This window comes from Actinophytocola sp. (assembly GCF_035762905.1).
Classification (GTDB): domain Bacteria; phylum Actinomycetota; class Actinomycetes; order Mycobacteriales; family Pseudonocardiaceae; genus DASYTH01.
The window spans coordinates 1-26,212 of sequence record NZ_DASUCC010000155.1 but is presented as its reverse complement, the minus strand read 5'-3'; the positions used below and the strand labels follow the sequence as shown (position 1 = coordinate 26,212).

Sequence of the window (26,212 nt, the reverse complement as noted above, 5' to 3'; positions counted from 1 at the left end):
TCGGTCACCGGGATCAGCAACGCCGTGCCGGCGGCACTGATCCGGCGGATGATCGTAGACATTGGACAGTTCCCTTTCCCATTCTCGAAGGTGCGCTGCCGGTCCGCCGCGCGGTACTGGGGTGACCACGCGGCGGAGCGGGATGGTTCAGCAGCCGCTGCTGGAGTCACCCCCGTCCACGGCGCAGGTGTCGGTGCCCAGGCCGCCGTTGGCGGTGTCGCCGCCGACCCCGTCTTGGACGTCGATGGTGTCGTTGCCGACGTTGCCGGACAGGCTGTCGGTGCCGTCCTCGTCGATGACGGTGTCGTTGCCGTTCTGGCCGTCGAGGGTGTCGTTGCCCGGTCCGCCGTTGATGGTGTCGTTGCCGTTGTCGAACAGGTGCAGCAGGGACCCGAGCAGGGTTTCGCCGTCGTTGTCGTCGTTGCCGGCTTGGCCGTAGATGGTGTCGGCGCCGTTGCCGCCACCCACGGCGTCGTCACCGTCACCGGCGTAGATGACATCGTCGCCGCTGCCGCCGTCGATGGTGTCGTTGCCACCCAGGCCGCAGATCACGTCGTTGCCGCTGGTGCCGGTGAGTGTGTCGTTGCCGGAGGTGCCGGTGATGCTGCACCCCAGCGCGTTGTTCACCGTGGTGGACTCGGCGTCGGTGTTGTTACCCGAGGACTGGTCGGGCTCGTTGGCCGACACCGTGGAGGTAGCGGTGATCGTCCCGGTCGCCGACGGCGTCACCGAGATCACCACCGTCGCACCACCCGAGGCGGCGATGTTGCCCAGCGAGCACGCCACCGGCGCGGTGCCCGAGCACGACCCCTGCGACGGGGTGGCCGAGTTGATCGTCCACGCCGCCCCGGACGCCCCGGACAGGCTGGTGGACACCGACACCCCGGTCGCCCCAGTCGGCCCGCCGTTGGCCACGCTGACCGTGTAGGTGTACGGCGAAGCGCCCACCGACACCGGATCGGCCGAATCGGCCACCGACACCGACACATCCGCAGGCGGGCTCACGTCGACATCGAGAGCAAGGTCACCGCGGCCGTCGTCTCCGTCCCAGGACACACCGCCGACCTGGATCCAGTACGTCGTCGATGAGCTCGCCGTGAACTCCACAGCGGAGGTCAGGTCGCTCGGAAAAGAGACGTCGTCGCTGCAGGTGACCTGGGACAGTGACCCGAGACTGGCGCCGGTGTAGACGGCCACGATCGTGTCGTAGTTCGATCCCGCCGTCACGGCCGAGACCTCGGTGCCCGCGCTGATGGTCAGCCCGTACCAGACCGTTCCGACTACCGCCTCACCAGTGCAGTCAGGACTGGGTTCACCCACCTCCCTCGTCGCGTCGGTGTTGTCGAGACCGTCGGTGAACGAGCCGGTTTCGGCTTGGGCGTTGGCGAAGTCGTCGTTGGCCGGCGCCACGGCCCAGCTCGGGGTGGCGGCGAGAACCGCGAAGCCGAGGGCGGCCATGACCGCCGTGGCCGCACCTAGTAATCGCTGACGGAATATGCGTCTCATTTTGGTGTCTCCTCATGAAATCCTTTTCCGCGTTCAAGGGGTCTGTGGAGAAGACACCCGGGCCCCGTGTGATCGCAATAGTGTGTACCGCCCAGCGGAACACTACTTTTCGCTGCCGGTTGCGGGCATAAAAGTAGTGTTCCGCGTTGCGGTACACGGGGTTGCCAAACCGTGCCGGAAGGCGCATTCTCGGCGGTTCGACCGAAACCGAAACTAAACCTATGCCTCGCCTAAAAGTGATTCTGGCGGGCCGTATTCGCCGGGTTCGCCGTTTCGGGTGCCGTTCAGGCGGACCCGACCATCGACATCGGGTGGTGGGGTGGCCGAATGTGCAGCAGCGTGACGGCGCTGGCGTCGGGTCAGTGCGGCGGCGAAGCCGCCGTGCTGGCCGGCGTGGTGGGTCCAGGCGGTGGCGGTGGTGAAGCCGAGCCGCGCAGGCACCTGATGTACGGCTGCGGGCAGCGGGGCGGCGAGATCGAGCAGGGTGGTGTTGCGCGCGGGCTGTGGATCGATGCCGAGGGTTTGAGGCGGACGTTGAGGTGGTGGCTGGACAGGTGCGTGCCTGGGGCCGAAGCCGGGGAACAGCCAGCATGGTCGCTGGCTCGTCCGAGGGCGGCTCGGCGGAGCCGGCGATCGACGACCAGCCTGGGTGGGGCCGGAAATTACCGACGGATCAAAGATCAACTTGACTAGTGCAGTAAAGCCAACCGTCCATCTTGGGCTCGTAACTCCACAATGGACTCGGCGCCGGGGACGATTCTTTGCTCCCGGGCCAACGCCGGCGCGACCGGTGGTCGCAGCACCGCCACAGTCTTGCTCCCCGCTCCCGCAGGCGAGCGTAACCACAACGAGCCGGTATGGCGAGTTTCCGCAGATCAACCCCTGTCCGAACAGGACCCGGTGCGGTCGGTGACAGCACCTGAAGCGCCGAGCATGGTCGGACGCATGCATCAGTGTGTTGGGCGGTGGAGTCCGGTGAGGCGGACGACGGCGGCGAAGCCGTCACGTCGCACGACACTGCGTAGGACGGCGGTGGCGATGATGGCATCGTTGGCGTAGCCGGGGACTCTGGCGACGTCAGATATCGCAACTGTCCGAATACCTCCACCGTGGATCACCGGTTGGCTCGTCAGGAGTGGCGTTCGGGCGTGGTTTCGCCGGCCGCCGGGGCGTAGTCCTCGAACTCCCAGTAGCCGTAGCGGCTGAGTTTCGTGGCGACTTCGTGCCAGTCCGCGCCCCAGTGCCTGGTGACGAGTCGTTCGAAGTAGTTCTGCAGGGTCGGCCAGTGGAAGTGATTGACAACGACGTAGTGGCGGCCGTTGGTCGGTCCGTCGTGCTCGATCTGCTCGGCCAGCCATCCTGGTGTACATACCTCGAATTGGAAGGACTCTTCACCCTGTTCGCCGGCTGGCCCGACCAGCATCTGGACCAGGAACATGAATCGGTCGGGTCGTCCGGAGCGTAGGTGTCAGAGCCTGTTCCTAAACCCGTTTGGCGAGTCGGCGGCTGGTGATGTGGATCATGCTCCAGTGGACCATGGCTTCGTGGTGGGTTGGTAGTCGTTCGTAGTCGCGGACGCAGCGGCGGTGTCGGGTGATCCAGGCCAGGCTGCGTTCCACGACCCATCTTCGTGGCAGGACAACGAAGCCGGTGGTGTCGTCGGAGCGTTTCACGATCTGCAGCACGATTGTGAGGCTGGTGCGGGTCCAGCCGAGGAGTTTGCCGGCGTAGCCGCCATCGACCCAGACCAGGCGAATGCGGTGATAGGAGGCGGCGAGCGCGTCGAGCAGCGGCCGGGCTGCGTCGCGGTCCTGCACGCTGGCGGCGGTGACCAGCACGGACAACAGCAGACCCAAGGTGTCCACGGCGATGCGGCGTTTGCGGCCGTTGACCTTCTTACCGGCGTCGTAACCCCGCGTGGGTTGGCCGACGGTCTCGGCGGCCCGCACCGACTGGGAGTCGATGATCGGCCGCGGAGGGCTGTGCGGTGCGACCCTCACGCAGCCGCACCCGATCGCGCAGACCGTCCAGCACGTCCTGCGGGACGCCGGCCTTCTCCCACGCGGCGAAGTAGTTGTAGACCGTCGACCAGGGCGGGAAATCGGCCGGCAGCGCCCGCCACTTGGTGCCGTTGTCCACCAGGTAGAAGATCGCGTCCACGATCACCCGGCGGCAGTGCTCCTCCGGACGCCCGCCTGCTCGCCCAGCCAGACCGGATCCGGCAACAACGGGTCGATCAGCGCCCACTGCGCATCGGTGGTCTCCGACGGATACCACCGCACCCGCCTGGCGCCGCCGTCCTGATGAAACGGCGCCAGCCGACAACATGCCTGGTCCGGGCCAGCCTCCATCGAGGCAATACGCCACGATAACAACGGAACTCCTGGTAGGACGGCGCTTCGACACCGCTCGATCTACCAGGAGTTCCTCCGCCACCAGCACCGACACGCCCAACCAAGATCAGGTTCAGGAACAGGCTCTCAGCGGTAGGTCGCAGGTTCGAATCCTGCCGGGGCACCACCCTGTGAGCCGTATCTGCAGGTCAGACGCTTGCAGCCAAGCGACAGGTGGGATGGCTCGACAAACCCGCAGGTCAGGGGTCTCAGTGTGGGTGCCGTCGGGGAATAGGACCCGTGCAGGATCCGGCTGGCCACGCACCTGATCGGGGAGATCGGCTCGCTGTTCGAACGGGGGCTGATCATCGACGAAGGTGGGCTGGTCCTGCACGACGACGCCGACATCCTGCGTTCCCAAGGGATCGCGGTGACTGCGCCCGCGGACGAGGTCGACCGGCTGATCGACGGGTGGCGGGTGCTCGGTGCGAAGTCGTTGGGACCGAACAAGTCCGCCACGCTGTACGGTCGGGTCGACGACGTCTTTCGGGACCGGGCCGGCGCCGCTCGGTGCGGATTTTTCTTGGCGCTGGACCGGATCCTGCCGAACTATGCCGCGGTCATGGCGCTCTGGAGCGTCGTCGGGAGGATGCTCGCGGCCGGATACCGTCGCATCGGGCGGATCGGTCTGCTGATCACGACTTCCCTCGGCCTGGCCGTGGTTAGTCTGCGACGGGGACAGCCAACTGATCGAGTTCCCGCTGGACCCGGTCGGCGTCTTCGGCGCGGCCCTGGTCCTGGTAGTGGGACAGGGCCTGCTGCCAGGTGCGTTCGGCCTCCCTGGGTTCGCCGAGGGCGGCCAGCGAACCCGCGGTGCGGTCCAGGGTGTCCGCCTCGCCTGAGGTGTCTCCCGTCTCGCGCAGCAGATTCAGCGCCTGCCGGTACCAGTCGAGCGCTTCGGCGTACCGGCCGGCACCGTGGGCGATGAAGCCGAGACTGTCCAGGGTGTCCGCCTCGGCGTTGCGGTCGGGATGCGTGCGGTAGATGTCGAGCGCGGCCAGGCAGTGGGCGGCCGCGGGTTCGAACCGGCCCAGCTGCGCCAGGTACCAGCCGACCGCGTTGAGTACCCGGGAAAGCCACACCGGGTTCGCTTCGGCAACGCCGTCCAGCACGCGCAGGGACCGCTCGGCATGTTCGACCGCCCGGTGCCCGTCGCCGTGCACCTGCCAGGTGCGGGCCAGCGTCAACAGCACGTAGGACTGCCCGACAGGATCCCCGGCCCGCTCGGCCAGGGTGAGTGCGTGGTCGAGGTGGGCGACCGCCTCGGCGTGCTGGCCGAGTTCGGTGTGGGCACGGCCCAACTGGTGGCAGGCGAGGAGCTCGGCGTGGGCGTCGCCAAGCTCACGGGCCGCGGCAAGCCCGAGCTGCCAGGCGGTCAGCAAGTCCTGCCGGCGGCCCTGCCGGCAGGTGAACGTGCTCAGCCCCCAGGCGAGCTGCCATACCGCGGGTAGCAGGCCCACCTCGGCGGCCTGCCGCTGAATCGCGAGCAGGCCGTCCAACTCGGCCGTGAAGTAGGCCAGCGCGGCCGCCTCGTCGGCGAAGGCGTGCCGGCCGTCGTGACAGTCCGCTGCGGCGAGGGCGATCGCCGGCCGGTGCGGATCGAGCAGCCGGTCGGCGGCCGCCGCGGCGTGGACGTGGTGGCCGGTCAGCCGGTGCAGTGCGGCGAACCGCTCGTCTTCGCCGCGGTGACACCGCGCCGCGTCGCTCGCGTGCAACCGGACCAGGTCGTGCATCCGCCACCGGCCCGCGACGTGCTCGTCAAGCAGCGACATCCGGTGCAGGGCCCGCAGCCGAGCGGTCGCCCGACCGTCCGACTCACCCAGCAGCGCGGCCGCGGCCGGCAGTCCGATGTCGGCGCCGGCGGCGAAGCCGAGCAGCTGGAACGCTCGCGCCTCGGCCGGGTCGAGCGCGGCCGAGGACCAGGACAACGCGGCGGTCAGGCTGGCGAGCTCGTCACCGGCGTTCAGCGCGGTCAGCCGGGTCGCGGTGTCACCGATCTGCGCCGCCCAGGTCCGCAGCCGCGGGCCAGGATCGACGATGGCGCGCCCGGCGATGATGGCGAGGGCCAGCGGCAGTCCGGCGCAATAGCCGATCAGCTCGGCGACCGCGTCCGGTTCGGCGTCGACCCGTCGAACGCCGAGCCGGTCGACCAGCAGCTGCCGGGCGTCGGTGTCCGGCAACCCGGTCAGGGTCAGTGGCCGGGCACCGTGGCCGGTGATCAAACCTGGCAACCGGTCCCGACTGGTCACCAACACGCTGCACCCCGACCCGCCCGGCAGCAGGCGGACCACCTGCCGGCTGTCCCGCGCGTTGTCCAGCACGACCAGCAGCTGACGGTCGGCGACCAGACTGCGGTACATGCCCACCTGCGCCGGTGGGTCCAGCGGGATCCGGTCCGGCCCGACGCCGAGCGCGTCCAGAAACGCGCGCACCGCCAGCTCGGTCCGCATCGGTTCCCCGTCCGGTGCGAACCCGCGCAGGTCGACGAACAGCTGCCCGTCCGGGAACCGGTGCGCGTTGCGATGCGCCCAGTGCAGGACGAGCCAGGTCTTTCCGACGCCCCCGACGCCGGAGATGATCGCGATCGTCCCCGGCCCGCCGCCCGAGAGCACCTCGTCGATGCGGGCCAACTCCCGGCGCCTGCCGCTGAGCCGTCCCGGCGCCGGCGGCAACTGCCGGGGAACGGGTCGCCAGGCGAGGCCTGCGGGCGGGGCCGCCGTATGCGTCAGGCGCAGCGCCGGATCGGCGGCCAGGATCTGGCGGTGCAGCGCGGCGAGCTGCGGTGTCGGGTCGGCGCCCAGCGCATCGCCGAGCCGGCGGCGGACCTCGCCGTAGTGCAGCAGCGCGTCGGCCTGCCGCCCGGCGCGGTAGAGCGCGAGCATGTACTGGCCGGCCAGGCGCTCGTCCAGCGGACGCTCGGCGACCTGACCGGACAGCTCGGCCGCGAGCGTGTTGTGGTCGCCGAGGCGCAGCCGCAGGTCGATCCGGTCGAGTTCGGCGGACCGTCGCTCGGCGGCCACGGCGTCCCGCAGGGTGTTGATCCATGGAGTGTCCAGGCCGGCGAACGCTTCGCCGCGCCACAGGCCCAGTGCCTCGTCGAGCAACGCGAGGGCATCGGCGTCGCGCTCAGTTGCCGACGCCCGTCGCACCAGCGCGCGGAACCGGTGCAGGTCCACCGCGAGCGGGTCGATGGTGAGCAGGTATCCACCGGCCCGGCGACCGATCTCCGCGTCCGGGTCGAGCACCTGCCGCAACCGGGACAGGTAGGTCCGCAGTGTGCCGCGGCATCTGAGCGGGAGATTCTCGCCCCAGACGCGGTCGATCAGCTCTTCGGCCGAGATCACCCGGTTGGCGTCGGCGACCAGCGCGACCAGCACGCACCGCTGGCGATCCGGTCCGACTTCGACCACCGCACCGGCGTGGCGAGCGTCGACGCTGCCGAGAAGCCGTAGGTCCATCGCGGCCTCACCCCCGGGCGGAAGCATCGCACAACGATCCCGGGGAAGTGGACAAGTTCGCACCACCGATGGCCGGTCGCGGCCGACCGCGCCGTGCTGCCCGGAACCGGGCCACGCCACGGGACACCGCACGGGTCCCGGGATCGGCTCAGGGGACGGGCTCCCAGTCGCTCTCGTCGTCGTCGAGGACGGAGGCGTCGCTCAGGTCTGCCCCGGCATGCGGCCAGCGGCCCTGGGTGCCGTTGATGGCCGTGATCTTCTCCAGCTTGGCCTGCATGGCGTCCAGCACGTTGTGGTACAGGACGGTGGCGCCGCCGACGGCCAACCAGAACGCGATGATCGCCCCGACCGCGGTGGCGATCGTCGCCGGCAACGTGGCCACGGCACCCGAGGCGATGGCGCACCCGGCGAGCGTCGCGGCGCAACCCACGGCCTCGATGCCGATCGCGATCCAGTAGGCCTTGAGCGCGTCGGCGAGGTCGTTCAGAGTGCTGTTCAGGTCGTCGGTCCAGTTCTTGAAATCGCCGAGCACCCTGCTGTTCAGGTCCACGATCGGCCGGTACGCCTGCTGTGCGGGACCGGTCCACTTGCCGTTGCTCGGCAGCGTCGCGAACTGAAGCTGGAAGCTGTGCTCGCTCGCCACGGCACCGACGTTGGCGGTCCAGGCACTGGCCGCGTCGCGCAGCGCACCGGCCGAACCACGTTCCAGCCACAGATCCGAGAACATCACCTCGCTGTCCTTTTGCTTCTCGGTGAGCTTGGCCATTTCCGCTCTGATCCGCCCGTCAAGCGGGTCCGGAACGAACTTCAGCGCCCAGTTCACCTTGTTGGCGATGTCGGTGCAGGCCCGATCGATCTTCCTCGCGCAGGACTCGACCGTCTTGACGGCCTCGTCGTAGGCGGCGTCGATGGCGCTCATCAGAGGTGCTCCTCGATTCGGCGCATGTCGTGCGCGCCGGCCTCGTCCTCCGCGAGATAAGTGCGGGCGACCTCCCTCAGCGTCGTGGAGATCGCGTCGAACTCGGCAGACGCGCCCTGGGCCAAGGCGGTGAACTTCTGCTGCAGCGCCAAATACGCCCGGATCACCCCGCGCCGCTCGGCCCACTGGCCGAACTGGCCCTCGTTCATGGCGAGGTTCCCGGCGGCCCGCGCCGCGCCCGCCATCGCGTCGGAGGCGGCCTTCCATTTGTCCGCGTCCCCCACCAGTGCGTCACACGCGACTTGAACAGGCGGCGTCATACGCCTTCCCTTCGGCTGTCGTCCGGACTCAGTTGACCGGTCCCCGCGCCAGTTCCCGGAGTCTCGCGAGCGACGGCGGGAGCGGGACCGCGTTCGGGTCGGGGTTGCCGAGCTTGGCAACGGCGGACCGGAAGGCCCGGAGGGCTTCGGCGCGGATCTCGGTGTGCCTGGAGTGCGACGCCCACCGCGGGTCGGCCGTCACCTCGACGACCCGTCCCGGTTCCATGGTCACCGTCACCCGGCCGTTGGGGCCCGTCCCGACGCCGGTGACGTTCAGCGCCTCCTCGAGCCGCGTGCGGTAGGTCTCGAAGTCCCGCTCGAACCGGTTGAACAGGTCGGCAACCTCACTCATCGACACCTCGGGCGGCACCAGGCTCGTTCTCTTCGGCGCGACCGGACCGGCATCCAGGCGTCGCAGCGTGTCGGCGAGTTGGCTCAATAGCGCGTTGTTCGCGGCGGTGCACAGGGCGTGACCCAGCTCGCGTGGTTCGAGGGCGCCGCCGCCGCGCCAGGTCGGCGGGACCACCACATCGGCCACCCGACCGGATCGGTCGACGGTCACCGTGATGACGCCGTGGTCGTCGACGCCCTCGAACACACCGGGACCGACATCGTCCACATCGGACCGCGCTGCCGCCGCCCTCGCGCCACCGCGCCGGCCCTCGTCCTCCTCGAAGTCCGGCTCGGCGAACCCGCGCCGCCAGCCCTCGTCCGTCGCCTGCGCACGGCCGGAGCTGCGGCGGTCAGGTGTGGACGTCATACCTTGTCTCCCGAAATCGAATACGCGACTGTGCCGCAGCCCGCTCCGCGAGCCGGCGGTGATCCAGAGCATGCCCACCGGCGGTGCGCGAAACGTTTCACAAGTGTTGAATCCACTGGTAGCGACAGAGAGGACGCACGAAGAACCCCGAACATCTGACCAGCCCAAGCCTGGCCAAACCGGAGCGGAGTCATGATGGATCGCCCCACGCGCCGTGAGCTGGCCCGCAGGGTGCTCGACGGCTACGACAGTGGTCCTGACGCCACGGTTCGCGCCACGGCCCGGGCCGTGGCGAAGGTCGACAACGCCGTGGCCGTGGTGCTCGTCGAGGGCATCAGCGACCAGATCGCACTGGAAACGGCCGCCGTGGGCCGCGGCCGGGATCTCGAGGCGGAGCGGATCGTGGTCATGCCGATCGGCGGGGCGCACGCGATCGGCCGGGTGCTGACGAATTTGGGCCCGCTGGGCACCCGGGTGCGACTCGCCGGTCTGTACGACCTTCGTGAGGAGGAGGTATTCCGGCGCGGTCTGGTCGCGCTGCAGGTCGGCTCCCCCCGCACCCGGACCGACCTGGAGCAGCTCGGGTTCTACTGCTGCGTCAACGATCTGGAGGAGGAGCTGATTCGCGCGGTGGGCACCGCCGGAGTGGAAGCACTCTTCGACGCGCAGGGTGACCTCCGCTCGTTCCGGTCTTTTCAAAGCCAGCCGGCCTGGCGCGGCCGGCAGCCCGGAGCGCAGCTGTACCGGTTCGTGCGCAGCAGTTCGGTCCGCAACCTGCGCTACGCCCGGCTGCTGGTCGAGGCGGCGGTGGGCCGGGACACCTTGCCTCGGCCGCTCGACGCGCTGCTCACCGCCGTTTGACCCGACCGGGTGCGGGCGCGGAGTCAGCCGAGGGTCTTTCCCTCGCTGGAACTTGAGGAGGCGGGGTCGGGTAGGCGCATCATGCGGAATGAGTTGAGGAAGCCGATGAGGCCGGCCAGGAGGGGAATGAGCAAGGCCACCTGCAGGGCGAGCGGTCGGGTGGCGGTGTTGATGCGGATGATCTCGTCCTGAATCTCCTGTGGCTGGTCGACGAGCAGTCCTTGGAGTTGCGTGTTGCTCATGACTTGCGCGTCTTCTTCCAGTCGCTGTGCGACCTGGTGCTGGTCGGCTGCGGGCAGCACGGTGCTGTCTTCGGCCATCGCGGTGAATCCGATGGACAGGGTCGCGAGCATGATCGCGCCGGCGAACGCCAGGCCGAAGGACAGCCCGAACGAACCGGCCGCGGAGTTCGTGCCGGCGGCCTCACTGACCCGCTCATCCGAGATCGGGGACAGCGTGTAGTTGTTGAGTTGGGACACCAGCAGTCCCAGACCTGATCCCGCGATCACGAGCGGGAGCACGAGTGCCCAGCCGAACTCGGCCCGGGGGACGATCGGGATCAGCAGGGCGATGCCGACGGTGAGCAGCAGGAATCCCATCCGGATGATGCTGCTGGGGCGGCGTTTTCCTGCTCTCTTCCCGGCGAGCAATGCGATGCCGAACATGCTCAGGGAGAGCGGAGCGAGGGACAGGCCGGCCTGCAACGCGTTGTACTCGAGCACCATCTGCAGGTAGATCGGCAGCGCGATCATCGTGCCGCCCAGGGCGATCTGTTGGAGCATCTGCTGGGAGATCCCCAGCTTGAACATGCTTGAGGTGAACAAATCCGGGTCAAGCAGTGTCGGCTTCCCTCGACGCTTGCGCCGCGCCAGCCACCACACCAGTGCGCCCATCGCGATCACTCCGATCCCGATGAGCGCCAGGACGTATTCCCCGCCTTCCTGCCACACCAGGATGCCCAGCACGATGCCGCCCATGCCCAGGACCGACAGCAGCGCCCCAACCGTGTCGATGGCGCGCGGGCCGGTGTAGGGCACGTCGCGGATCAGGCCGATACCGGACAGCACGATCGCGATGATGACGAACTCGAGTCCAAACGCGACCCGCCAGGAGAGGAAGGTGGTGATGAACCCGCCGAGCAGCGGTCCGACCGCGGCGGCGATCGCTGCCGCCGCCCCGACCAGGGCATAGACCCTCGTTTGCGCCGCGCCGACGAAGTTGCCGTGGATGAGGGACTGCATTCCCGGCAGCAGAAGCGATGCGCCGATTCCACCCAGCACCGCCCAGAAGACGATCACCGCAACGAGACTCTGGGCGAACGCCATCGCCAGCGCGCCGATCGCATAGCCGAGCAGACCCAACACGTACGCCCGCTTGCGACCGATGAGATCGCCGACCTTGCCGCCGATCAGGATGAACGCGGCCGATACCAGCGCCTCGAGCGCGATCGCCGACTGGACACCGCTGGCGGTCGCGTCCAGATCACGGACCACCGACGAGATCGACACGTTCATCAGCGAGGTATCGACGACGAGCACGAACATCGCCATCGCCAGGAGGAGCGCAAGCCGCCGCTGGTGACCGTCTTCCCGCCCAGCGCCGCCCGTGCCCGCATCGTCGGTCATGTAACCCCGACCGCCTCAACAGCCGCGCTGCTTCCCGGAACGTGGATCCGAATCCTGGTCATCCACCCATCACCGGCCCTGCCTGCCTGCGGGCATCGGGCGCCTCCTGGGACTAGGCCGGGCCGGCGACCAGCCGTGCGGATCCGGACGTGCAGACGATCGTCGCGATGCCACATCGGGTCTTCCTCATCCCCCGGGGGTGAATCAACGGCCGACCCGGGCGGCGCAGCAGGCAATCACGTGGCTTTCCCGAATAGTGGACAATCGGCCGAGCGCAGGAGCCGTGGTGGAGCCCAGTATTTTCCCGATATTGGAATTGATCATGTATGGGCTCCGGCGGTCGGTTATGACATGAGGTAACCCGACCCGCTCGGAAGGAACCTCTCCCATGCCTGTCCGGTCAGCTTGTTCAGCCCTTCCTGAGTTCAGCGTTTGATGTACTGTCGCGGGGTGTTGAGAGTCGCGACCCATGCTGAGGTGTTGGCCCGGTTCGGCCACGCTCTGTCGGATCCGACCCGCGCCCGGATTCTGCTGGTGTTGCGGGACGGTCCGGCCTACCCGGCCGTGCTGGCCGACACCCTCGCTGTGACGCGCCCCAATTTGTCCAACCACCTGGCCTGTCTGCGCGGCTGCGGGCTGGTCGTCGCGGTCCCCGAGGGTCGCCGGACCCGCTACGAGCTGGCCGAGCCGAAGCTGGCCCATGCGCTTGGCGACCTGCTCGGCCTCGTGTTGACCGTCGACCCCCAGGCGTGCCCCACGGCCGAGACCGAGGAGTGCTGCTGATGGCCGCCACTGCCCAGGTCACCACCTCGCCGGCGCGGCGGTCGGTGCTGGCCCGGCGGGTGCGGTGGCTGGTCGCCGCGACCATCACCTACAACGTCATCGAAGCCGTCGTGGCGATCACCGCCGGCACCATCGCCTCCTCCACCGCGCTGATCGGGTTCGGGCTGGACTCGGTGATCGAGGTGTCCTCGGCCGCCGCGGTCGCCTGGCAGTTCTCGGCCCGTGAGCACGCCGTGCGGCAGGTGCGGGAGAAGACCACGCTGCGGATCATCGCGGTGTCGTTCTTCGTCCTGGCCGCCTACATCACCATCGAATCGATCCGCACCCTGCTCGGTGCCGCCCAGGCCGACCACTCCACCGTCGGGTTGATCCTGGCCGCGGTCAGCCTCGCCGTGATGCCCGTGCTGTCCGCTGCCCAGCGGCGCGCCGGCCGCGAACTGGGCTCGGCCTCGGCGGTGGCCGACTCCAAGCAAACCCTGCTGTGCACCTACCTGTCCGCGGTGTTGCTGGTCGGGCTCGGCCTCAACAGCCTGTTCGGCTGGTCCTGGGCCGACCCGGTGGCCGCCCTGGTCATCGCCGCGATCGCGCTCAAGGAAGGCCGCGACGCCTGGCGCGGCGAGGCATGCTGCGCGGTGCCGGTCCTGGCCGACGCCGGTGCCACGGCCGCCGAACGGGATGCCGATGCCTGCGGGTGCGGGCCCGGCTGCGACTGCTGCCCGGCGCCGACCAACCGCCTCGACCACAACGAGCACGTTCAGCCGTAAGGAACAGCGTTGTATGGCTTGTGCTGAATGTTGGTTGGAGGGTGTCGAGTTCGCCCGTGGTCGATCGTCCTCGAGTCGTGCGGACCTTCGAGGAAAGGGTGCTGTGGTGATCAGGGATGGTGCGGACTCGATGGAGCGGTACCGGTTGGCGCAGGACGGGTTCGACGGGGTGCTGGCCGCGGTGCCGGCCGATCGGTGGGAGTCGTCGTCGGCGTGTGCGGAGTGGACGGTGCGGGATGTGGCCGGGCACGTGATCTGGGCGCAGTGGCAGCTGCGGGCATGGGCCACGGGGGAGGCGGATCCGCCGCCGACCGGGGCGCCCGGCTCACCGCATCCGGCGCCGGTTGCCGGGGATGACCCCGTGGCGGCCTGGCGGGCGGCGCGGGCGGAGTCGGTGGCGGCGTTGACCGACGAGGCGTTGGGCCGGACGGTGTCGATCACCGGGATCGGGCAGGTGCCGTTGATCGCGGTCGTTCCGTTGTTGGTGACCGACACCGTGGCGCATACCTGGGATATCGGGCATGCGCTGGGGATGGCGGTCGAGTTGGATCCGCGGTTGGTGGCGGTGGCCTTCGACTGGGCCCGGTCCTCCGTGGTGCGCCGGCCGGGGTTCTTCGGGCCCGAACTGGACCCACCGGACGGGGCGGATGAGCAGACCCGCTTGCTCGCCTATCTCGGGCGGGCGGCCTGGCGGCCGGTCCTGGCCTGACCGGTCGGGGGCCCGGTGCTCGGCGATCTCGACCGTCCCGGGGTCAGGATTTCCGGGCCAGCAGCCGGTCACCGGTGTCGTAGGTGGCCAGGGCGGCGCCGACTGCGGCGGCGACGGTCACCTCGAAGATCTCGTCCTCGGTGTGCCCGGCGGCGGTGAGGCGGTCGAGGTCGGCGTCGGTGATCTGGTGGGAGGTCTCACGCACGAGCGCGGTGTAGGTCTGCCAGGGTTCGGCGAGTTCGGTGCCGGTGCCGGCGGCGGTGCGCAGGGCCGGGCCGGTGGTGGCGGGGGCGGTGAACACGGCGTGGCGCAGGGTGGCGATCGGGTCGCCGTGGTCGGTGCGGTCGCCGCCGGCGAGCAGGAAGCCGGGGAAGCGATAGCCGAAGCGGTGCAGGGCGCGGGTGCCGCTGTGCAGTTGGTCGCCGCGCAGGGTGAAGCCGAAGGCGTTGGCCAGCCGGTTGACGATGTCCCACACCAGGCCCACCCGCAGCGCCTCGCGCACCGCTTCCTCGGGGAGATCGGCGGGTGGGGTGGCGGTGTCCGGCGCGGTGTGCAGGGTGTCGAGGAAGGCGCGGACCGCGCGTAGTTCGGGGCGGGGGCTGGTCGGGTCGTCGGGGTCGATCTCGCCGTGGCCGGCGATGCGGATCAGTTCGGTGTGGGTGGTCACGCAGAACGGGCACTCGTGGCGCGCGGCGGTGGTCATGGCCAGGTACTCGCGTTCGGCGGCGGTCCAGTAGGAGGGTCCGCGCATCGCCGGGGCGGTGATGGCCAGCAGTGGTCGGGCGACGAAGTCCGGGCGGTAGAGCAGCATGCGCGGCACGTCCGGCGCGTCTCGCGAGGTGGCGGAGAGGAACAGTCGGGCCCGCAGGCGGTGACCGTGGTCGAGAATGGACAGTCGCACGGCGACTCCTCAGGTGTCGAGGGCGAGCAGCCGGCCGGCCAGGAAGCGGCGGTCGGCCGGGTTGGTGGCGAGTTCGTGGGCGGCCCGGTAGGCGGTGGCGGCCTCGTCGGTGCGGTCGAGGCGGCGCAGCAGGTCGGCGCGGGCGGCGTGGAACAGGTGGTAGCCGGCCAGGCCGTCGATCTGCTCGATCAGCGTCAGCCCGGCCGCCGGGCCGTCGGTCATGGCGACCGCGACGGCGTGGTTGAGGGCGATGACCGGTGACGGCGCCACCGCGAGCAACTCTTCGTACAGGGCGGCGATGCGCGGCCAGTCGGTGGTCGCGGCCGAGGCCGCCTGGGCGTGCAGCGCGGCGATCGCGGCCTGCAACTGGTACGGGCCGGGTCGGTCGTGCCGCAGCGCCCTACCGAGCAGCCCGATGGCTTCGGTGATCTCGGCGCGGTCCCAGCGGGTGCGGTCCTGATCGGCCAGCAGCACCACCTCGCCGGACGGGCCGTAGCGGGCGGCGGCCCGCGAGTCGTGCAGGAGCAGCAGCGCGACCAGGCCGAGGGCTTCGGGTTCGTCGGGCATGAGCGCGGCGATCAGCTTGCCCAGCCGGATCGCCTCGGCCCGCAACTGCCGGTACTCGGCGGTGTCGGCGGTGGCGGTGTAGCCCTGGGTGAAGATCAGATACACCACCGTCAGCACCTCGGCCAGCCGCTCGGGCAGCCGATGGTCGGCCGGAACCGCGAGGCGGATGCCGGCGTCGCGGATCTTGCGTTTGGCCCGGACCAGGCGCTGGGCCAGGGTGGCCTCGCTGACCAGGAACACCCGGGCGATCTGCCCGGCGGTCAGCCCGACCACCGCTTGCAGGGTCAACGCGATCCGCGCCTCGGGGGCCAACGCCGGGTGGCAGCAGGTGAAGATCAGGCTCAGCCGCTCGTCCCCCACGGCGTCCAGCAGATTCTCGTCGAACCCGGTCATCGTCTCGGCCCTCGGCTCACCCGCGACCTGCTCCTGCTTCGCCGCGCCCAGCCGGGCGCGCCGCAACCGATCGATCGCGCGGTTGCGGGCCGCGGTGAGCAGCCACGCAATCGGGTCGTCCGGCGTGCGCGTCCGCCAGTGCGTCAACGCCACGGCGCAGGCTTCCTGCAGCGCATCCTCGGCCAGCTCGAAATCCCCCAGGACCCGCACCAGGGCGGCGAGCATCCGCGCCCGGTGCTCCCGGAAGATCCGCTCCACCAGCATCGCCGGCTCGGTCACCGGACCGCTCATCCGGGTCAGCCGGCACCCGCCGCCCGGTCGACCGGCCGGACCGCCACCCGGTGATCAACTCCGGGCACTACGACCAGCGGCCGGACCTCGATCGTGCCCAACTCGGCGAACGGACACAGCGCCGCCAGCTCCAGCGCCTCGTCCAAGTCGGCGCAGTCGAGCACGTAGAAGCCGCCCAGGTGCTCGTGGGTCTCCACGAACGGGCCATCGGTGACGATCGTGCGGCCCTCCCGGACGCTGACCGTGGTCGCGGTGTGCTCAGCGGCCACCTTGTCCGCGGCCACCAGCGCACCGCGTGCCCGGCACTCATCGGCGAACGCGTTCACCCTCGCCACCGCCTCGGCAAACCCCGGATCGCCCGGCTCCGGCGGCTCACAGTTGTAGATCAACAGCAGGTACTTCACAGACCCTCCCGGCCCCATCATCCCGGTCACGTCGAACGGCCCAGATGGCCGTCCACGGAGGATGACGAACAGACCCACCCGAACTCGACACCCGCGCCGAAATTGTCCCCGCCGCCGATGGGTCGCGCGCACTCGGCTCAGGACCGGGCAGCGCTGTCGGTCGCCGTTTCGGTGGCGTGGCTGGCGTGCGCCCGCGGCCCGGGGTCAGTCGCGGTGCGGGGTGGCCGGTCCGCTGTCAGTACCAACGGTCATGGCTGCTGGTGACCCATCGCCAGGGTGGCCCGGCGCGCTGAGTCGGCCTGGTAGGTGGTCTCACCGGTGGCGGACAGGTAGCCGGCGTCACCGGAATAGCCGGCCGTCACGGTGACGGCCTGCCCGGGTCCGATCTGCAGCGCACAGGTTCCGGTGGCGTCGCTGGTGCCGGGTCCGGGCGTGTCGAGATCGATGGTGCAGCTAACGGTGTCGGATGAGCCGGTGAGGATGACCGTCCCGGTCGGCCGGACCCCGCCGCTGCCGGTGACGGTGGCCGTGAACGGCACCAATCCCGACGGGCCGGACGCGGCCGGACCCGCCACGGTCACCGTCGGGGTCAGTTGACCGGCCTGGTAGGTGGGAGTCGAACTGGCCGGACTGTAGACGCTGTCGCCGTTGTAGGTAGCGACGATCGTGACGAGCTGACCGGGCGCGATGGTCACCGCGCAGGATCCGGTGGCGTCACTGGTTCCCAGTCCGGGGATGAGCGGATCGGTGGTGCAGGCGCTGTCTCCGGGCACCGTGGTGAGGGTGACCGTCCCGGTTGGACGGATCCCGCCGCTGCCGGTGACCGCGACGGTGAAGGTGACCGGTCCCGGCGGGCCCGAGGCGGGGCCGGTGACCGCCACCGCGGGCGTCAACCGGACAGTCTGGTAGGTGGCCGGCGCCGAGGCGGCGGGGGTGTAGACGACATCCCCGAGATAGATGGCGGTGACCGTGACGCTCTGACCGGGTGCGATGGTCAGCGCACAGGATCCGGTGGCGGCGCTGGTGCCCGGCCCGGGTGTCAGGGGATCGGTGCTGCAGCTGCCGACGTCGGGTGAGCTGGTGAAGGTGACCGTTCCGGTCGGCGGGATGCCATCGCTGCCGGTGACCGTCGCGGTGAACGTGACCGCCCCCGACGGTCCCGGCGAGGTGGGTCCGGTGACCGCCACCGTCGGGGTGCGCCTGGCGGTCTCGTAGATGACCGAAACCGAGGAGGCGGGGGTGTAGGCCATGTCCCCGCTGTAGCGGGCGGTCACGGTGAGCCGCTCGCCGGGCCGGATCCGCAGTACACAGGATCCGGTGGCCTCACTGCTACCGGGACCGGCCGTGATCGGGCCGGAGGTGCAGCTGGCGTCCCCGGGCGAGCCGGTGAAGGTGATCGTCCCGGTCGGGCGGATCCCGCCGCTGCCGATCACCGTCGCGGCGAACCGCACTTCCTGAGGAGGGCCCGTCGGTACCGGCAGGGCCGGCCTGACAATGATCACGGTTGGCGTGAGCCGCTCGGCCTGGTAGGCGGGGATACTGGTGAGCGTGACCGTCCCGGTTGGACGGATGCTGCCGCTGCCGGTGACGGTTGCGGTGAAGGTGGTCTCACCGGACGGGCCTGGTGAGGTGGGGCCGGTGATGGTCACGGTGGGGGTGGCTTGGGCGGCCTGGTAGGTGGTGGTGGCTGTGGCGGGGTCGTAGGTGGTGTCGCCGGTGTAGGTGGCGGTGACGGTGACGGCTTGACCCGGGGTGGTGGTGAGGGTGCAGGAACCGGTGGCGTCGTTGGGGGTGGGTCCGGGGGTCAGGGGGTCGGTGGTGCAGGTGCCGATGTCGGGTGAGCTGGTGAGGGGTGACTGTTCCGGTTGGACGGATGTCGTTGGTGCCGGTGACGGTGGCAGTGAAGGTGATCTCACCTGATGGGCCGGAGGTCGATGGGCCCGAGACTGCCACTGTTGGTTCGACTTGGGCTCTGGGGGTGGGGGCGGGTTGGGGGTCGGCTGGGGTGGGGGCCGGTTCGGACGGGGGTGGGGCGGGGTTGTCTTCCGCTGGTGGCTGGGTGTTCGGGGCGCGGTCGCCACGTTCGGTTGGGCAGCATCGGTTCCGGTGCTGGGTGGGGAAACTGCCGTGGCAGGTGCGGCGGTCGACAGCAGGACAATGGCGGCCATACCTATGGCCGACAGCCACCTGAGTGGAGGGAACGCTCCACTTGCAGTTCGCGATCGTCGCCGGGCTTTCCAACGGTGGTGGGGCGAGCCATGACAGACGACCTTCCTGGTTGGGCGTTAAGGCGCCTGCCATGGAAGCACCCCTCAATTAGGACGGCAATTCCTGGCCGACGTGACCTCTTGGCTGATGTGTGGTCACTGGATGTGGGTGTAGCGGGCGATCTCTGGTCGGGTTTCCCCCGTCTGCGCTGTAACGTCAACGATGGTGTGGTGCGGGCGAGGGAGGGTTTAATCGGCGTTGATGGCGCTGACCCAGCGCGATGGTGCCAATCCATTCACGTCTGGTGCCAGGTGTCCGAACACGCTGCGATCGGGGGGAATCACCTTGCAGGGGCGCGAGGATGGCGGAGCAGAGCCAGCAACCCGAACGCGCGATCGATGACGGGCCGAATTGGACTGATTGGCGAGGGGGCGGGTGCTGCTGGTTGGTGCTGGCTAGGCTTGCCGAACGCTGGGCGGCGGGTACTGTTGGGTTTGCTTGTGCCGGTCCATCGTGGACACGATCCGGGAACGGATTTCGCCGTATCGCGGATTGTTTCAACGGAACCAGTGTTTCCGCAGATTCGTTGACTGCGCAGAGGGTCACCGGTCGGAGGAGCTTCGCACGGTGGAGTGATCTTCCTGCCTCGAACGAATGTAATCGCGATGCCGTGGTTTGGGACCGGCCTACTGTCGATGGCTGGATATCCCCGAACCAGGGAGGTTCCCGTGCGTTTTCCTAGTCGAGGCTTGCTTGTGGTTGGTGTCGCGGGGCTCGCCGTGTGCGGGTTCGCGGGTGCGGGCGCGGCGGCACAGCCCGGGGGTGGGTACGCGCCGACCGGTCCGGGCGCGGGGGCGGTGGTGCTCGGCGGCTACACCCAGGTGGTGGCCGCGGCGACGGTGGGCCCGGAGGGCGGCACGGTCACCGGCACCGTCGAAGGTGGGACCGTCGAGGTGCAGGCACCCGCGGGCGCGCTGCCCGCCGGCTCGCAACTGCGGCTCACGACCGCCAGCATCGCCGAGGTGACGGCCGGGCTCGACGACGTGGGATATCCGGGTTACAGCGTCTCGGCGACGTTGGGGGTCGCGGTCTACAACGCGGACGGCACCAAGAACACCGCCTTGTTCTCCGGTCCGGTCACGGTCGTCGTCACCGGCCCGTCCATCACCGCCGGCCAGGTGGTGCTGCGCATGGACTCGACCACCTCGGCAACCCCGGAGCCGGCGACGGTGACCGACGGCCGGGCCGAGATCACCATCACGGCGGACCCGGCGTTCGCCGTGGTCAAGGCGCCGGGCGGCGCGGTCCCCGATGCCACCACGGCGCAGACGGGCTCCTGGCCCGGGCCGTGGAACGGAGCCGCGGTGGGCCTGATCCTGGCGACCGCCGCTGCCGGGTGCGCCGTGGCCGCGCTGGCGCTGCGCCGCCGGCCGGCCCATCGGCTCCGGTAAGCGAGGTTGCGCATTGAGCGCACCCGCGGCCACCCGCCCCGTCCCCACCGCCGGTCCGCCGACGCCCGAGGCGCCGGACCGGAGCCTGCGAGGTCACCAGGCGCTGAGCTTGCTGGCGGCGATCAGCCTGTTCGGCGGGGCATGGATTGCTTGGCAGACCACGATCCAACTGCACTGGACCGGGGTGGTGGGCATGGGCGCCATGCTCGCCGGCATGGTGCTCGGTGTCCTGACCGCGGCGGCGTCCACCTCCCGGCAGCTTGGCCGGATCGACGTCGTCACCCTGGTGACCGCGCTGTGCGTGCTCGCCGGGTGGACCCGGACGCACCTGTTCTACAACGTGGGCTACGGCACCGACGAGGCCGCGTTCGTGCATCAGTCCGCGGAGCTGCTGCTCCAGGGCGTCAACCCGTACGGCGTCGACCTTTCCGACGCGCTGAGCCGGTTCCACGTGCCGATCCACTTCGCCACGATGACCATGGACGGCCAGACCGTCGACACGCTGAGCTATCCCGCGCTGTCCGTCCTGATCACCGCGGTGGCCATCCCGCTGACCGGCGGGGTGCAGACCGTGCCGCTGGTGACGGTGGCCGCGCTCGGCGTCACCGCGGTGCTCGCGTTCCTGCTGCTGCCCGTTGCGTGGCGGCCGGCGGCGGTGGTCAGCTGCGTGGGCCTGCCGGTGATGTTCTGGCTGGCCATCGGAGGCCTGACCGCGCTGATCGCACTGCCGTTCCTGACCGTGGCCGTGGCCGGGTGGACCCGGGTCGGCGAAAGCGGAGCGCTCGGCCGGTCGGGCGTTGTCCGCGCGGCCTGCCTTGGTCTGGCCGCGGCGACCCAGCCGCTGGTCTGGTTCGCGGTTCCGTTCGCGATCAGCGGGTTGTGGCTGCTGCGCCGGGGGCAGTTGCCCGCCCGGTGGGCCACCGCGCTGACGTTGCGCTACCTGCTCGTCGCGGCGGGCGCGTTCGCCGTGGTGAACCTGCCGTTCCTGGTGTGGGACGCCGGGTTGTGGTGGGGCGGGGTGGGCGAGACGCTGTCCCAGCACGCCATCCCGTACGGCCAGGGCCTGGTCGGGCTGAGCCTGTTCTTCGGCATCGGCGGCGGCGCGGTGGACTGGTTCAACTACGCCGGAGCGTGCGCCGGGCTCGGCGTGTTCGTGCTGTACCTGGCGTGGTTCCGGCGGTTGGGGATGGCCGCCTGGATCCTGCCGTGGCTGGCCTTCTTCCCGTCGGGCCGGTCCCTTGCCGGGTATTTCATGATCCTTGCCCCGATCTGGCTGGTTTCCGTGCTCACCACCAACCGGGAGGAGTTCGCCCGAGCCGCGCGCCTGCCGTTGCCACGGCTCGGCTGGGCGTGGACGCGCAAGCCCGCGGTGATCTGCCTCGTCGTGTTCGCCCCGTGCCTGGCCGCCTCCGCGGTCGCGATGAGCACACCGCAACCGTTGCGGTTGGAGGTGATCGGGGTGCAGACCGGGGGGCAGTTGCAGTCGGTGTGGCAACTGCGGGTCAGGGCCACCAACACCACGCCGGGGACATTGCACCCGCACTTCGCGACCAACCCCTCGGGGCAGGCCAGCACCCGGTGGAACATCATCGAGGGCCCTGTGGAACTGCCCGGCGGCGACACCGCGGAATACCAGTTGGTCGCGCCCAACATCGGATCGATGCCCGGCCTGACCACCCCCTTCGTGGTGCACGCGTTCACCGCCAGTCCGCGCACGGTCAGCTCGTCGCCGCTGGCCACCCCGCAGCCGTACAGGGTCGCGCTGCTGCCCGGGTACGTGAACGTGCCGCTGCGGCCCGGCCAGGCGATCACGGTCAGCGCCGCGCTCCGGTCGCCGGCGGGTGGTCCGGTGCACCGCGCCGGGGTCCGGGTCGCGCTCGGCCAGGTCAGCTACGCGCAGGGCGGACCGCTGGCCGGTGAGGCCCGGATCAACGGCCTCGACCAGGGCCGCAGCCCCGCGTTCGCGACCACCGGGCCGGACGGCACCGCCTTGTTCCAGCTCATCTGCACCCAGGCCCAGGCCCGGCCCATCTACTTCCAGGCGTGGATCGACGAGGCCGGCACGCACCCGTTCGGCTACTCGGAGATCGTCCCGGTGCTCTGGTCGGAGGGGCCGACATGAGCGAGCTTGCGAGCCAACCATCGGGCACTGCCCGGCAGCCGAGCCTGCGAGGCGGCCGGGTTCGGCGGCACCGAGCTTGCGAGGGGCCGACATGAACGGGCGCCACCGGCGACCGCCGCCGGCCGGCGTGGCCAGGATCGGGCTGGCCGTGACCCTGGGCGTGGTCCTGCTCGGCGTGGGGTCCGCGGCCGACCCGGCCACGGCGGCGCACCTGTTGTCCGAAGAGGACCGGACGGCGACCGGGTCCGACGCCGAGCCGTACCCGGGCACGGTCCGCGGGTACGAGCTCGAGTCCTGCACCGGCCGGCCGGCCGGGGACGGTTCGATCACGCTGCGGATTCCGCGGCTGGGCGTGACGGTCCCGGTGCGCGAGGGCGTGGGCCGGGCCATCCTGGCCAGGGTGGTTGGCCACGTGCCCGGCAGCGACTGGCCGGGAGAGGGCACGGCGGTCGTGCTGGCCGGGCACAACATCACCCACTTCCGCGTCCTCGACCGGCTCCGGCCGGCCGACCGGATCGTGCTCGCCGGTTCCTGCGGAACCTGGGTGTACCAGGTCGCCGAGCAACAGGTTGTCCCAGTCGGTCATCCGGTGTACCGGGGTCACGTTCCGAGCCTGGCCCTGGTGACCTGCTGGCCACTGAACGCGCGCTACACGACGCCGAACCGCTATATCGTCACCGCCACTCTGGTCGAGCAGACCGGCCCGGAGCCGGTACCGGACTGACGTCCTGGACGGCATTCGGGTCATGGCCCGGTGCGCCGGCGCCGGACCCGGGCGGCGAGCACCAGCCGGGCACCCAACGCGAAGGCGACGATCGCCAGGAGCAGCAGGGCGCCGAGGTTCGTGCCGGTGAACGCGAGATCACCCTCCCCCGACCCGGTGGCCGCGAGCTCGGGTGACTCCGGGGTCGCCACCAGCACGACGTCGAACGTCGCCCAGACCGCCCCGCTGGCCTGGCCGGTCAGGGTGACCCGGTGCGTCCCGACCGTGATGTCGGTCGGGATCGTGATGCTGAACGTCACCCGGCCGTCGCCGCCCGCGGACTGGGTTCCGAGCGCGACGGGGGTCGACTCGAGGAGGCCGGAGATCGTCTCGCCGGGCAGGAATCCCGTGCCGAGGGCGGTCTGGGTGTCGCCGGGCGCAGCGTCGGTGAGGCTGAGGACGACGGCCGGCGTGGTGTCCACCACCGTGACGGTGATCGCCGTGGACGGCGGGCTCACGTTGGCACCGAGGTCGGTGGCGACGGCGACGAGGTCGACCTCCCCGGCGGGCAGCGGCGAGCCCGGGAAGCAGGACCAGTCGCCGGCCTCGGTCACGACGGTGGCGCACACGTCGTTGCCGGTGCCGTCCCGCACGGTGACGGTCACCCCGGGCTCACCGGTGCCGGCGAGCTGAGTGTTGGGCCGGACGAACGCGTTGGCGGCCGGGGAGGTGATGACCGGCGGGGCGGGCGCCACGGTGTCGGTGAAGGTCACCGTGGCGGTGCGGTGGCCGGTGCTGCCGTTGACGGTGAAGCCGATCGTGGCGATCCCCGGTGCCCTGGGTGCCGTGAGGGTGGCCCGGTAGGTGCCGTCGCCGTTGCCGGTCACGGCCGACAGCGTGCCCGCGGTCGTGGTGATGGTGACGGTCGCGCCGCCGCCCTCCAGTTGGAAACCTCGGGAGTCGCGCAACCGCACGAGAATCGTCGCGATGGTGACGCCGTCGGCTTCGGCGGCGGGCGGGTCGGCGGTGATCTCGGACAGGGCCGGGTCGGCGAGGCCGGGGACGAACCGCACGGTGGCGGTGTCGGTGCCCGCGGCGCCGTTCATGGTGAAGGTGAGGGTGGCGGTGCCGAGCGTGGTGGCCGAGGTCAGCGTGGCGGTGTAGGTGCCGTTGCCGTTGTCGGTGACGCCGGAGATGGTGCCGGCGTCGGTGGCGATCACGACCACGGCCCCGCCGGTGGTGACGTCGTTGCCGAACGCGTCCTTCGCCTGCACGGTGATCGCCGACGTCGACGTTCCGTCGGCCGCGATGAACGCGGGCGACGCGGTGACTTCTGAGGTGCTCGCCACCGCCGCGCCGGGTTGGAACTCGACCGTTGCGGTCGCGGTGGCGGCGACGGCGGCGATGGTGAACGACAGCGTGGCGGTGCCGGCGGTCGTGGCCGAGGTGAGCGTGGCGGTGTAGGTCCCGTCCCCGTTGTCGGTCGTGGCGCCGATCGTGCCCAGGTCGGTCGCGATCACCACGGCCGGCCCGCCGGTGGGGATCTGATTGCCGTAGGCGTCGATGAGCCGGACCGTGACCGTCGACGTCGCGTTGCCGTCGGCGGCGATGCCGGTCGGGTCCGCCGTGATCCGGGACGTGGCCGGCGACGCGACACCCGGCTCGAGCGTGATCACCACGGAGTTCGCGCCCGGCGTGCCGTTGAGGGTGAACGATACGGTCGCCGATCCGGCCGTGGTGGGCGCGGTGAGGGTGGCGGTGTAGGTGCCGTCGCCGTTGTCGGTCACCGCCGAGAGTGTCCCCGCCGTCGTGGCCAGCGCGACGGCCGCTCCGCCGGTGCCCACGTCGTTGCCCTGGGAATCCTTGGCGCGCAGGGTGATCGTGGTTGTCGACGTGCCGTCGGCGGTGATGGTCGTGGTCGAGGCGGTGATCTCCGATGTCGTGGCGTCGGGCGGCCCGACCACGAAGGCGACGGTGGCGGTGGCGGCGCCGGGCGTGCCGCCCAGGGTGTACGAGAGCGTGGCCGTCCCGAGGGCGACCGAGGTGAGCGACGCGGTGTAGGTCCCGTCGCCGTTGTCGGTGGTGACGGAGATGGTGCCGGCGTCGGTGCTGATGACCACGGTCCCCCCGGAGGAGGTCAGCGGGTTGCCCAGCGCGTCCCGGAGCTGGACCGTGACCGTGGACGTGGCGACTCCGTCGGCGACGATCGACCCTGGGGCGGCCGAGATCGTCGAGGAGCCGGGGTCCGCCGGGCCGGCCGTGAGCGCGACGGCGACGGTGGCGACGGCCTGGGTGCCGCCGATGGTGAAGCCGAGCGTGGCGGTGCCGGCGGTGGTGCCCGAGGTGAGCGTGGCGGTGTAGGTGCCGTTGTCGTTGTCGGTGACCCCGGAGACGGTGCCCAGGTCGGTGCTGATCACCACGGTGGCCCCGCCGATGGTCAGGTCGTTGCCCTCCGCGTCCTTCGATTGGACGGTGATCGTCGAGGTCGAGGCGCCGTCGGCGGTGATCGAGCTGGGGTCGGCCGTGATGGTCGAGGTGATCGCGCTCGGGCCGGGCACGAACGCCACGGTGGCGGTGTCGACCCCCTGCACGGCGTTCACACTGAAGCCGAGGGTGGCCGTGCCGCCGGCGGTGCCCGAGGTGAGCGTTGCGGTGTAGGTCCCGTCCCCGTTGTCGGTGGTGGCGCTCAGCGTGCCGAGGTCGGTGCTGATCACCACGGTCGCGCCGCCGGTGGTCAGGTTGTTGCCCTGCGCGTCCTTGAGCCGCACGGTGACCGTCGAGGTCGTGACGCCGTCGGCGACGATCGAGCCGGGGTCGGCCGCGATGGTCGAGGTGCCCGGGTCGGCCGGCCCGGGCACGAAGGCCACGGTGGCGGTGGCGGTGCCCGCGGTGCCGGCGACGGTGAAGCCGAGCGTGGCCGTGCCGACGCTGGTGGCCGAGGTCAACGTGGCGGTGTAGGTGCCGTTGTCGTTGTCGGTGACCCCGGAGACCGTGCCGAGGTCGGTGGTGATCACCACGGTCGCCCCGCCGGTGGTCAGGTTGTTGCCGCTGGCGTCCTTGAGCTGCACGGTGAC

General features: G+C 70.4%; 18 protein-coding genes and 2 pseudogenes. 7 read left to right on the top strand and 13 right to left on the bottom strand.

Translation table 11 applies throughout. The annotated features are described in order from the left end of the window. Positions 1 to 147: 147 nt before the first annotated feature. The 7 genes and pseudogenes from VFV67_RS33865 to VFV67_RS33830 all read right to left on the bottom strand — a co-directional run bounded on the left by VFV67_RS33865 (position 148) and on the right by VFV67_RS33830 (position 9,356). On the bottom strand, positions 148 to 1,506 hold the full coding sequence (locus VFV67_RS33865) for a hypothetical protein (protein WP_326474800.1): 1,359 nt from the start codon (positions 1,504 to 1,506) through the stop codon (positions 148 to 150). Between the two features lie 1,129 nt (positions 1,507 to 2,635). Beyond that, a pseudogene (locus VFV67_RS33860) lies at positions 2,636 to 2,947 on the bottom strand (Imm8 family immunity protein); the annotation flags it as partial. Positions 2,948 to 2,987: 40 nt separating this feature from the next. Continuing rightward, positions 2,988 to 3,788 (bottom strand): annotated as a pseudogene (locus tag VFV67_RS36930) (IS5 family transposase). A 773-nt stretch (positions 3,789 to 4,561) separates the two neighbouring features. Beyond that, positions 4,562 to 7,357, bottom strand: coding sequence for an AfsR/SARP family transcriptional regulator (locus VFV67_RS33845; protein WP_326474797.1), 2,796 nt, complete (start codon positions 7,355 to 7,357; stop codon positions 4,562 to 4,564). A gap of 148 nt (positions 7,358 to 7,505) precedes the next feature. After that, positions 7,506 to 8,276, bottom strand: a complete 771-nt coding sequence (locus tag VFV67_RS33840; RefSeq protein WP_326474796.1) for a hypothetical protein — start codon at positions 8,274 to 8,276, stop codon at positions 7,506 to 7,508. Next, on the bottom strand, positions 8,276 to 8,596 hold the full coding sequence (locus VFV67_RS33835; RefSeq protein ID WP_326474795.1) for a hypothetical protein: 321 nt from the start codon (positions 8,594 to 8,596) through the stop codon (positions 8,276 to 8,278). The genes VFV67_RS33840 and VFV67_RS33835 overlap by 1 nt, the downstream gene beginning before the upstream one ends. 28 nt (positions 8,597 to 8,624) lie before the next feature. Beyond that, positions 8,625 to 9,356 (bottom strand): hypothetical protein, encoded by a 732-nt coding sequence (locus tag VFV67_RS33830; RefSeq protein WP_326474794.1) that lies wholly within the window; start codon positions 9,354 to 9,356, stop codon positions 8,625 to 8,627. Between the two features lie 195 nt (positions 9,357 to 9,551). On the opposite strand from VFV67_RS33830, the gene VFV67_RS33825 reads away from it, so the two are divergent. Continuing rightward, complete coding sequence (locus VFV67_RS33825) at positions 9,552 to 10,217, top strand: TOPRIM nucleotidyl transferase/hydrolase domain-containing protein (protein WP_326474793.1); 666 nt, start codon at positions 9,552 to 9,554, stop codon at positions 10,215 to 10,217. A gap of 23 nt (positions 10,218 to 10,240) precedes the next feature. Here the strand turns inward: VFV67_RS33825 and VFV67_RS33820 are convergent, their stop codons facing one another. After that, positions 10,241 to 11,842: an MFS transporter gene (locus VFV67_RS33820; RefSeq protein WP_326474792.1), complete on the bottom strand. Its 1,602-nt coding sequence runs from the start codon at positions 11,840 to 11,842 to the stop codon at positions 10,241 to 10,243. Between the two features lie 435 nt (positions 11,843 to 12,277). On the opposite strand from VFV67_RS33820, the gene VFV67_RS33815 reads away from it, so the two are divergent. The 3 genes from VFV67_RS33815 (at position 12,278) to VFV67_RS33805 (ending at position 14,098) form a co-directional block, all read left to right on the top strand. Continuing rightward, positions 12,278 to 12,625 (top strand): ArsR/SmtB family transcription factor, encoded by a 348-nt coding sequence (locus VFV67_RS33815; protein WP_414636399.1) that lies wholly within the window; start codon positions 12,278 to 12,280, stop codon positions 12,623 to 12,625. After that, complete coding sequence (locus VFV67_RS33810) at positions 12,625 to 13,389, top strand: cation transporter (protein ID WP_326474790.1); 765 nt, start codon at positions 12,625 to 12,627, stop codon at positions 13,387 to 13,389. The genes VFV67_RS33815 and VFV67_RS33810 overlap by 1 nt, the downstream gene beginning before the upstream one ends. A 106-nt stretch (positions 13,390 to 13,495) precedes the next feature. Then, positions 13,496 to 14,098, top strand: a complete 603-nt coding sequence (locus VFV67_RS33805; protein WP_326474789.1) for a TIGR03086 family metal-binding protein — start codon at positions 13,496 to 13,498, stop codon at positions 14,096 to 14,098. A 43-nt stretch (positions 14,099 to 14,141) separates the two neighbouring features. On the opposite strand, the gene VFV67_RS33800 is transcribed toward VFV67_RS33805, so the two are convergent. The 4 genes from VFV67_RS33800 to VFV67_RS33785 form a co-directional block, all read right to left on the bottom strand. Next, complete coding sequence (locus VFV67_RS33800; protein ID WP_326474788.1) at positions 14,142 to 14,999, bottom strand: hypothetical protein; 858 nt, start codon at positions 14,997 to 14,999, stop codon at positions 14,142 to 14,144. A gap of 9 nt (positions 15,000 to 15,008) precedes the next feature. Continuing rightward, positions 15,009 to 16,250: an RNA polymerase sigma factor gene (locus VFV67_RS33795; RefSeq protein WP_326474787.1), complete on the bottom strand. Its 1,242-nt coding sequence runs from the start codon at positions 16,248 to 16,250 to the stop codon at positions 15,009 to 15,011. A 5-nt stretch (positions 16,251 to 16,255) separates the two neighbouring features. Further along, a complete protein-coding gene (locus VFV67_RS33790; protein WP_326474786.1) occupies positions 16,256 to 16,654 on the bottom strand; it encodes a YciI family protein in 399 nt (132 codons plus the stop codon). A 248-nt stretch (positions 16,655 to 16,902) separates the two neighbouring features. After that, complete coding sequence (locus VFV67_RS33785) at positions 16,903 to 18,570, bottom strand: Ig-like domain repeat protein (protein WP_326474785.1); 1,668 nt, start codon at positions 18,568 to 18,570, stop codon at positions 16,903 to 16,905. 1,047 nt (positions 18,571 to 19,617) lie between these two features. Between VFV67_RS33785 and VFV67_RS33780 the strand changes: the two genes are divergently transcribed. The 3 genes from VFV67_RS33780 (at position 19,618) to VFV67_RS33770 (ending at position 23,159) form a co-directional block, all read left to right on the top strand. After that, complete coding sequence (locus VFV67_RS33780) at positions 19,618 to 20,313, top strand: hypothetical protein (RefSeq protein ID WP_326474784.1); 696 nt, start codon at positions 19,618 to 19,620, stop codon at positions 20,311 to 20,313. 13 nt (positions 20,314 to 20,326) lie between these two features. Beyond that, positions 20,327 to 22,435 (top strand): hypothetical protein, encoded by a 2,109-nt coding sequence (locus VFV67_RS33775; protein WP_326474783.1) that lies wholly within the window; start codon positions 20,327 to 20,329, stop codon positions 22,433 to 22,435. A gap of 91 nt (positions 22,436 to 22,526) precedes the next feature. After that, entirely contained in the window at positions 22,527 to 23,159 is a 633-nt protein-coding gene (locus tag VFV67_RS33770) for a class D sortase (protein ID WP_326474782.1), read from the top strand. Positions 23,160 to 23,179: 20 nt separating this feature from the next. Here VFV67_RS33770 and VFV67_RS33765 read toward each other — a convergent pair. Then, positions 23,180 to 26,212: invasin domain 3-containing protein (locus VFV67_RS33765; protein WP_326474781.1), on the bottom strand; the 3,033-nt coding region annotated here is incomplete at its 5' end.

Bases quoted from the DNA above. Each gene is read 5' to 3' on its own strand.
- VFV67_RS33865 (WP_326474800.1), bottom strand. From the start codon at position 1,506: ATGAGACGCATATTCCGTCAGCGATTACTAGGTGCGGCCACGGCGGTC.
- VFV67_RS33845 (WP_326474797.1), bottom strand. From the start codon at position 7,357: ATGGACCTACGGCTTCTCGGCAGCGTCGACGCTCGCCACGCCGGTGCG.
- VFV67_RS33840 (WP_326474796.1), bottom strand. From the start codon at position 8,276: ATGAGCGCCATCGACGCCGCCTACGACGAGGCCGTCAAGACGGTCGAG.
- VFV67_RS33835 (WP_326474795.1), bottom strand. From the start codon at position 8,596: ATGACGCCGCCTGTTCAAGTCGCGTGTGACGCACTGGTGGGGGACGCG.
- VFV67_RS33830 (WP_326474794.1), bottom strand. From the start codon at position 9,356: ATGACGTCCACACCTGACCGCCGCAGCTCCGGCCGTGCGCAGGCGACG.
- VFV67_RS33825 (WP_326474793.1), top strand. From the start codon at position 9,552: ATGGATCGCCCCACGCGCCGTGAGCTGGCCCGCAGGGTGCTCGACGGC.
- VFV67_RS33820 (WP_326474792.1), bottom strand. From the start codon at position 11,842: ATGACCGACGATGCGGGCACGGGCGGCGCTGGGCGGGAAGACGGTCAC.
- VFV67_RS33815 (WP_414636399.1), top strand. From the start codon at position 12,278: ATGTACTGTCGCGGGGTGTTGAGAGTCGCGACCCATGCTGAGGTGTTG.
- VFV67_RS33810 (WP_326474790.1), top strand. From the start codon at position 12,625: ATGGCCGCCACTGCCCAGGTCACCACCTCGCCGGCGCGGCGGTCGGTG.
- VFV67_RS33795 (WP_326474787.1), bottom strand. From the start codon at position 16,250: ATGAGCGGTCCGGTGACCGAGCCGGCGATGCTGGTGGAGCGGATCTTC.
- VFV67_RS33770 (WP_326474782.1), top strand. From the start codon at position 22,527: ATGAACGGGCGCCACCGGCGACCGCCGCCGGCCGGCGTGGCCAGGATC.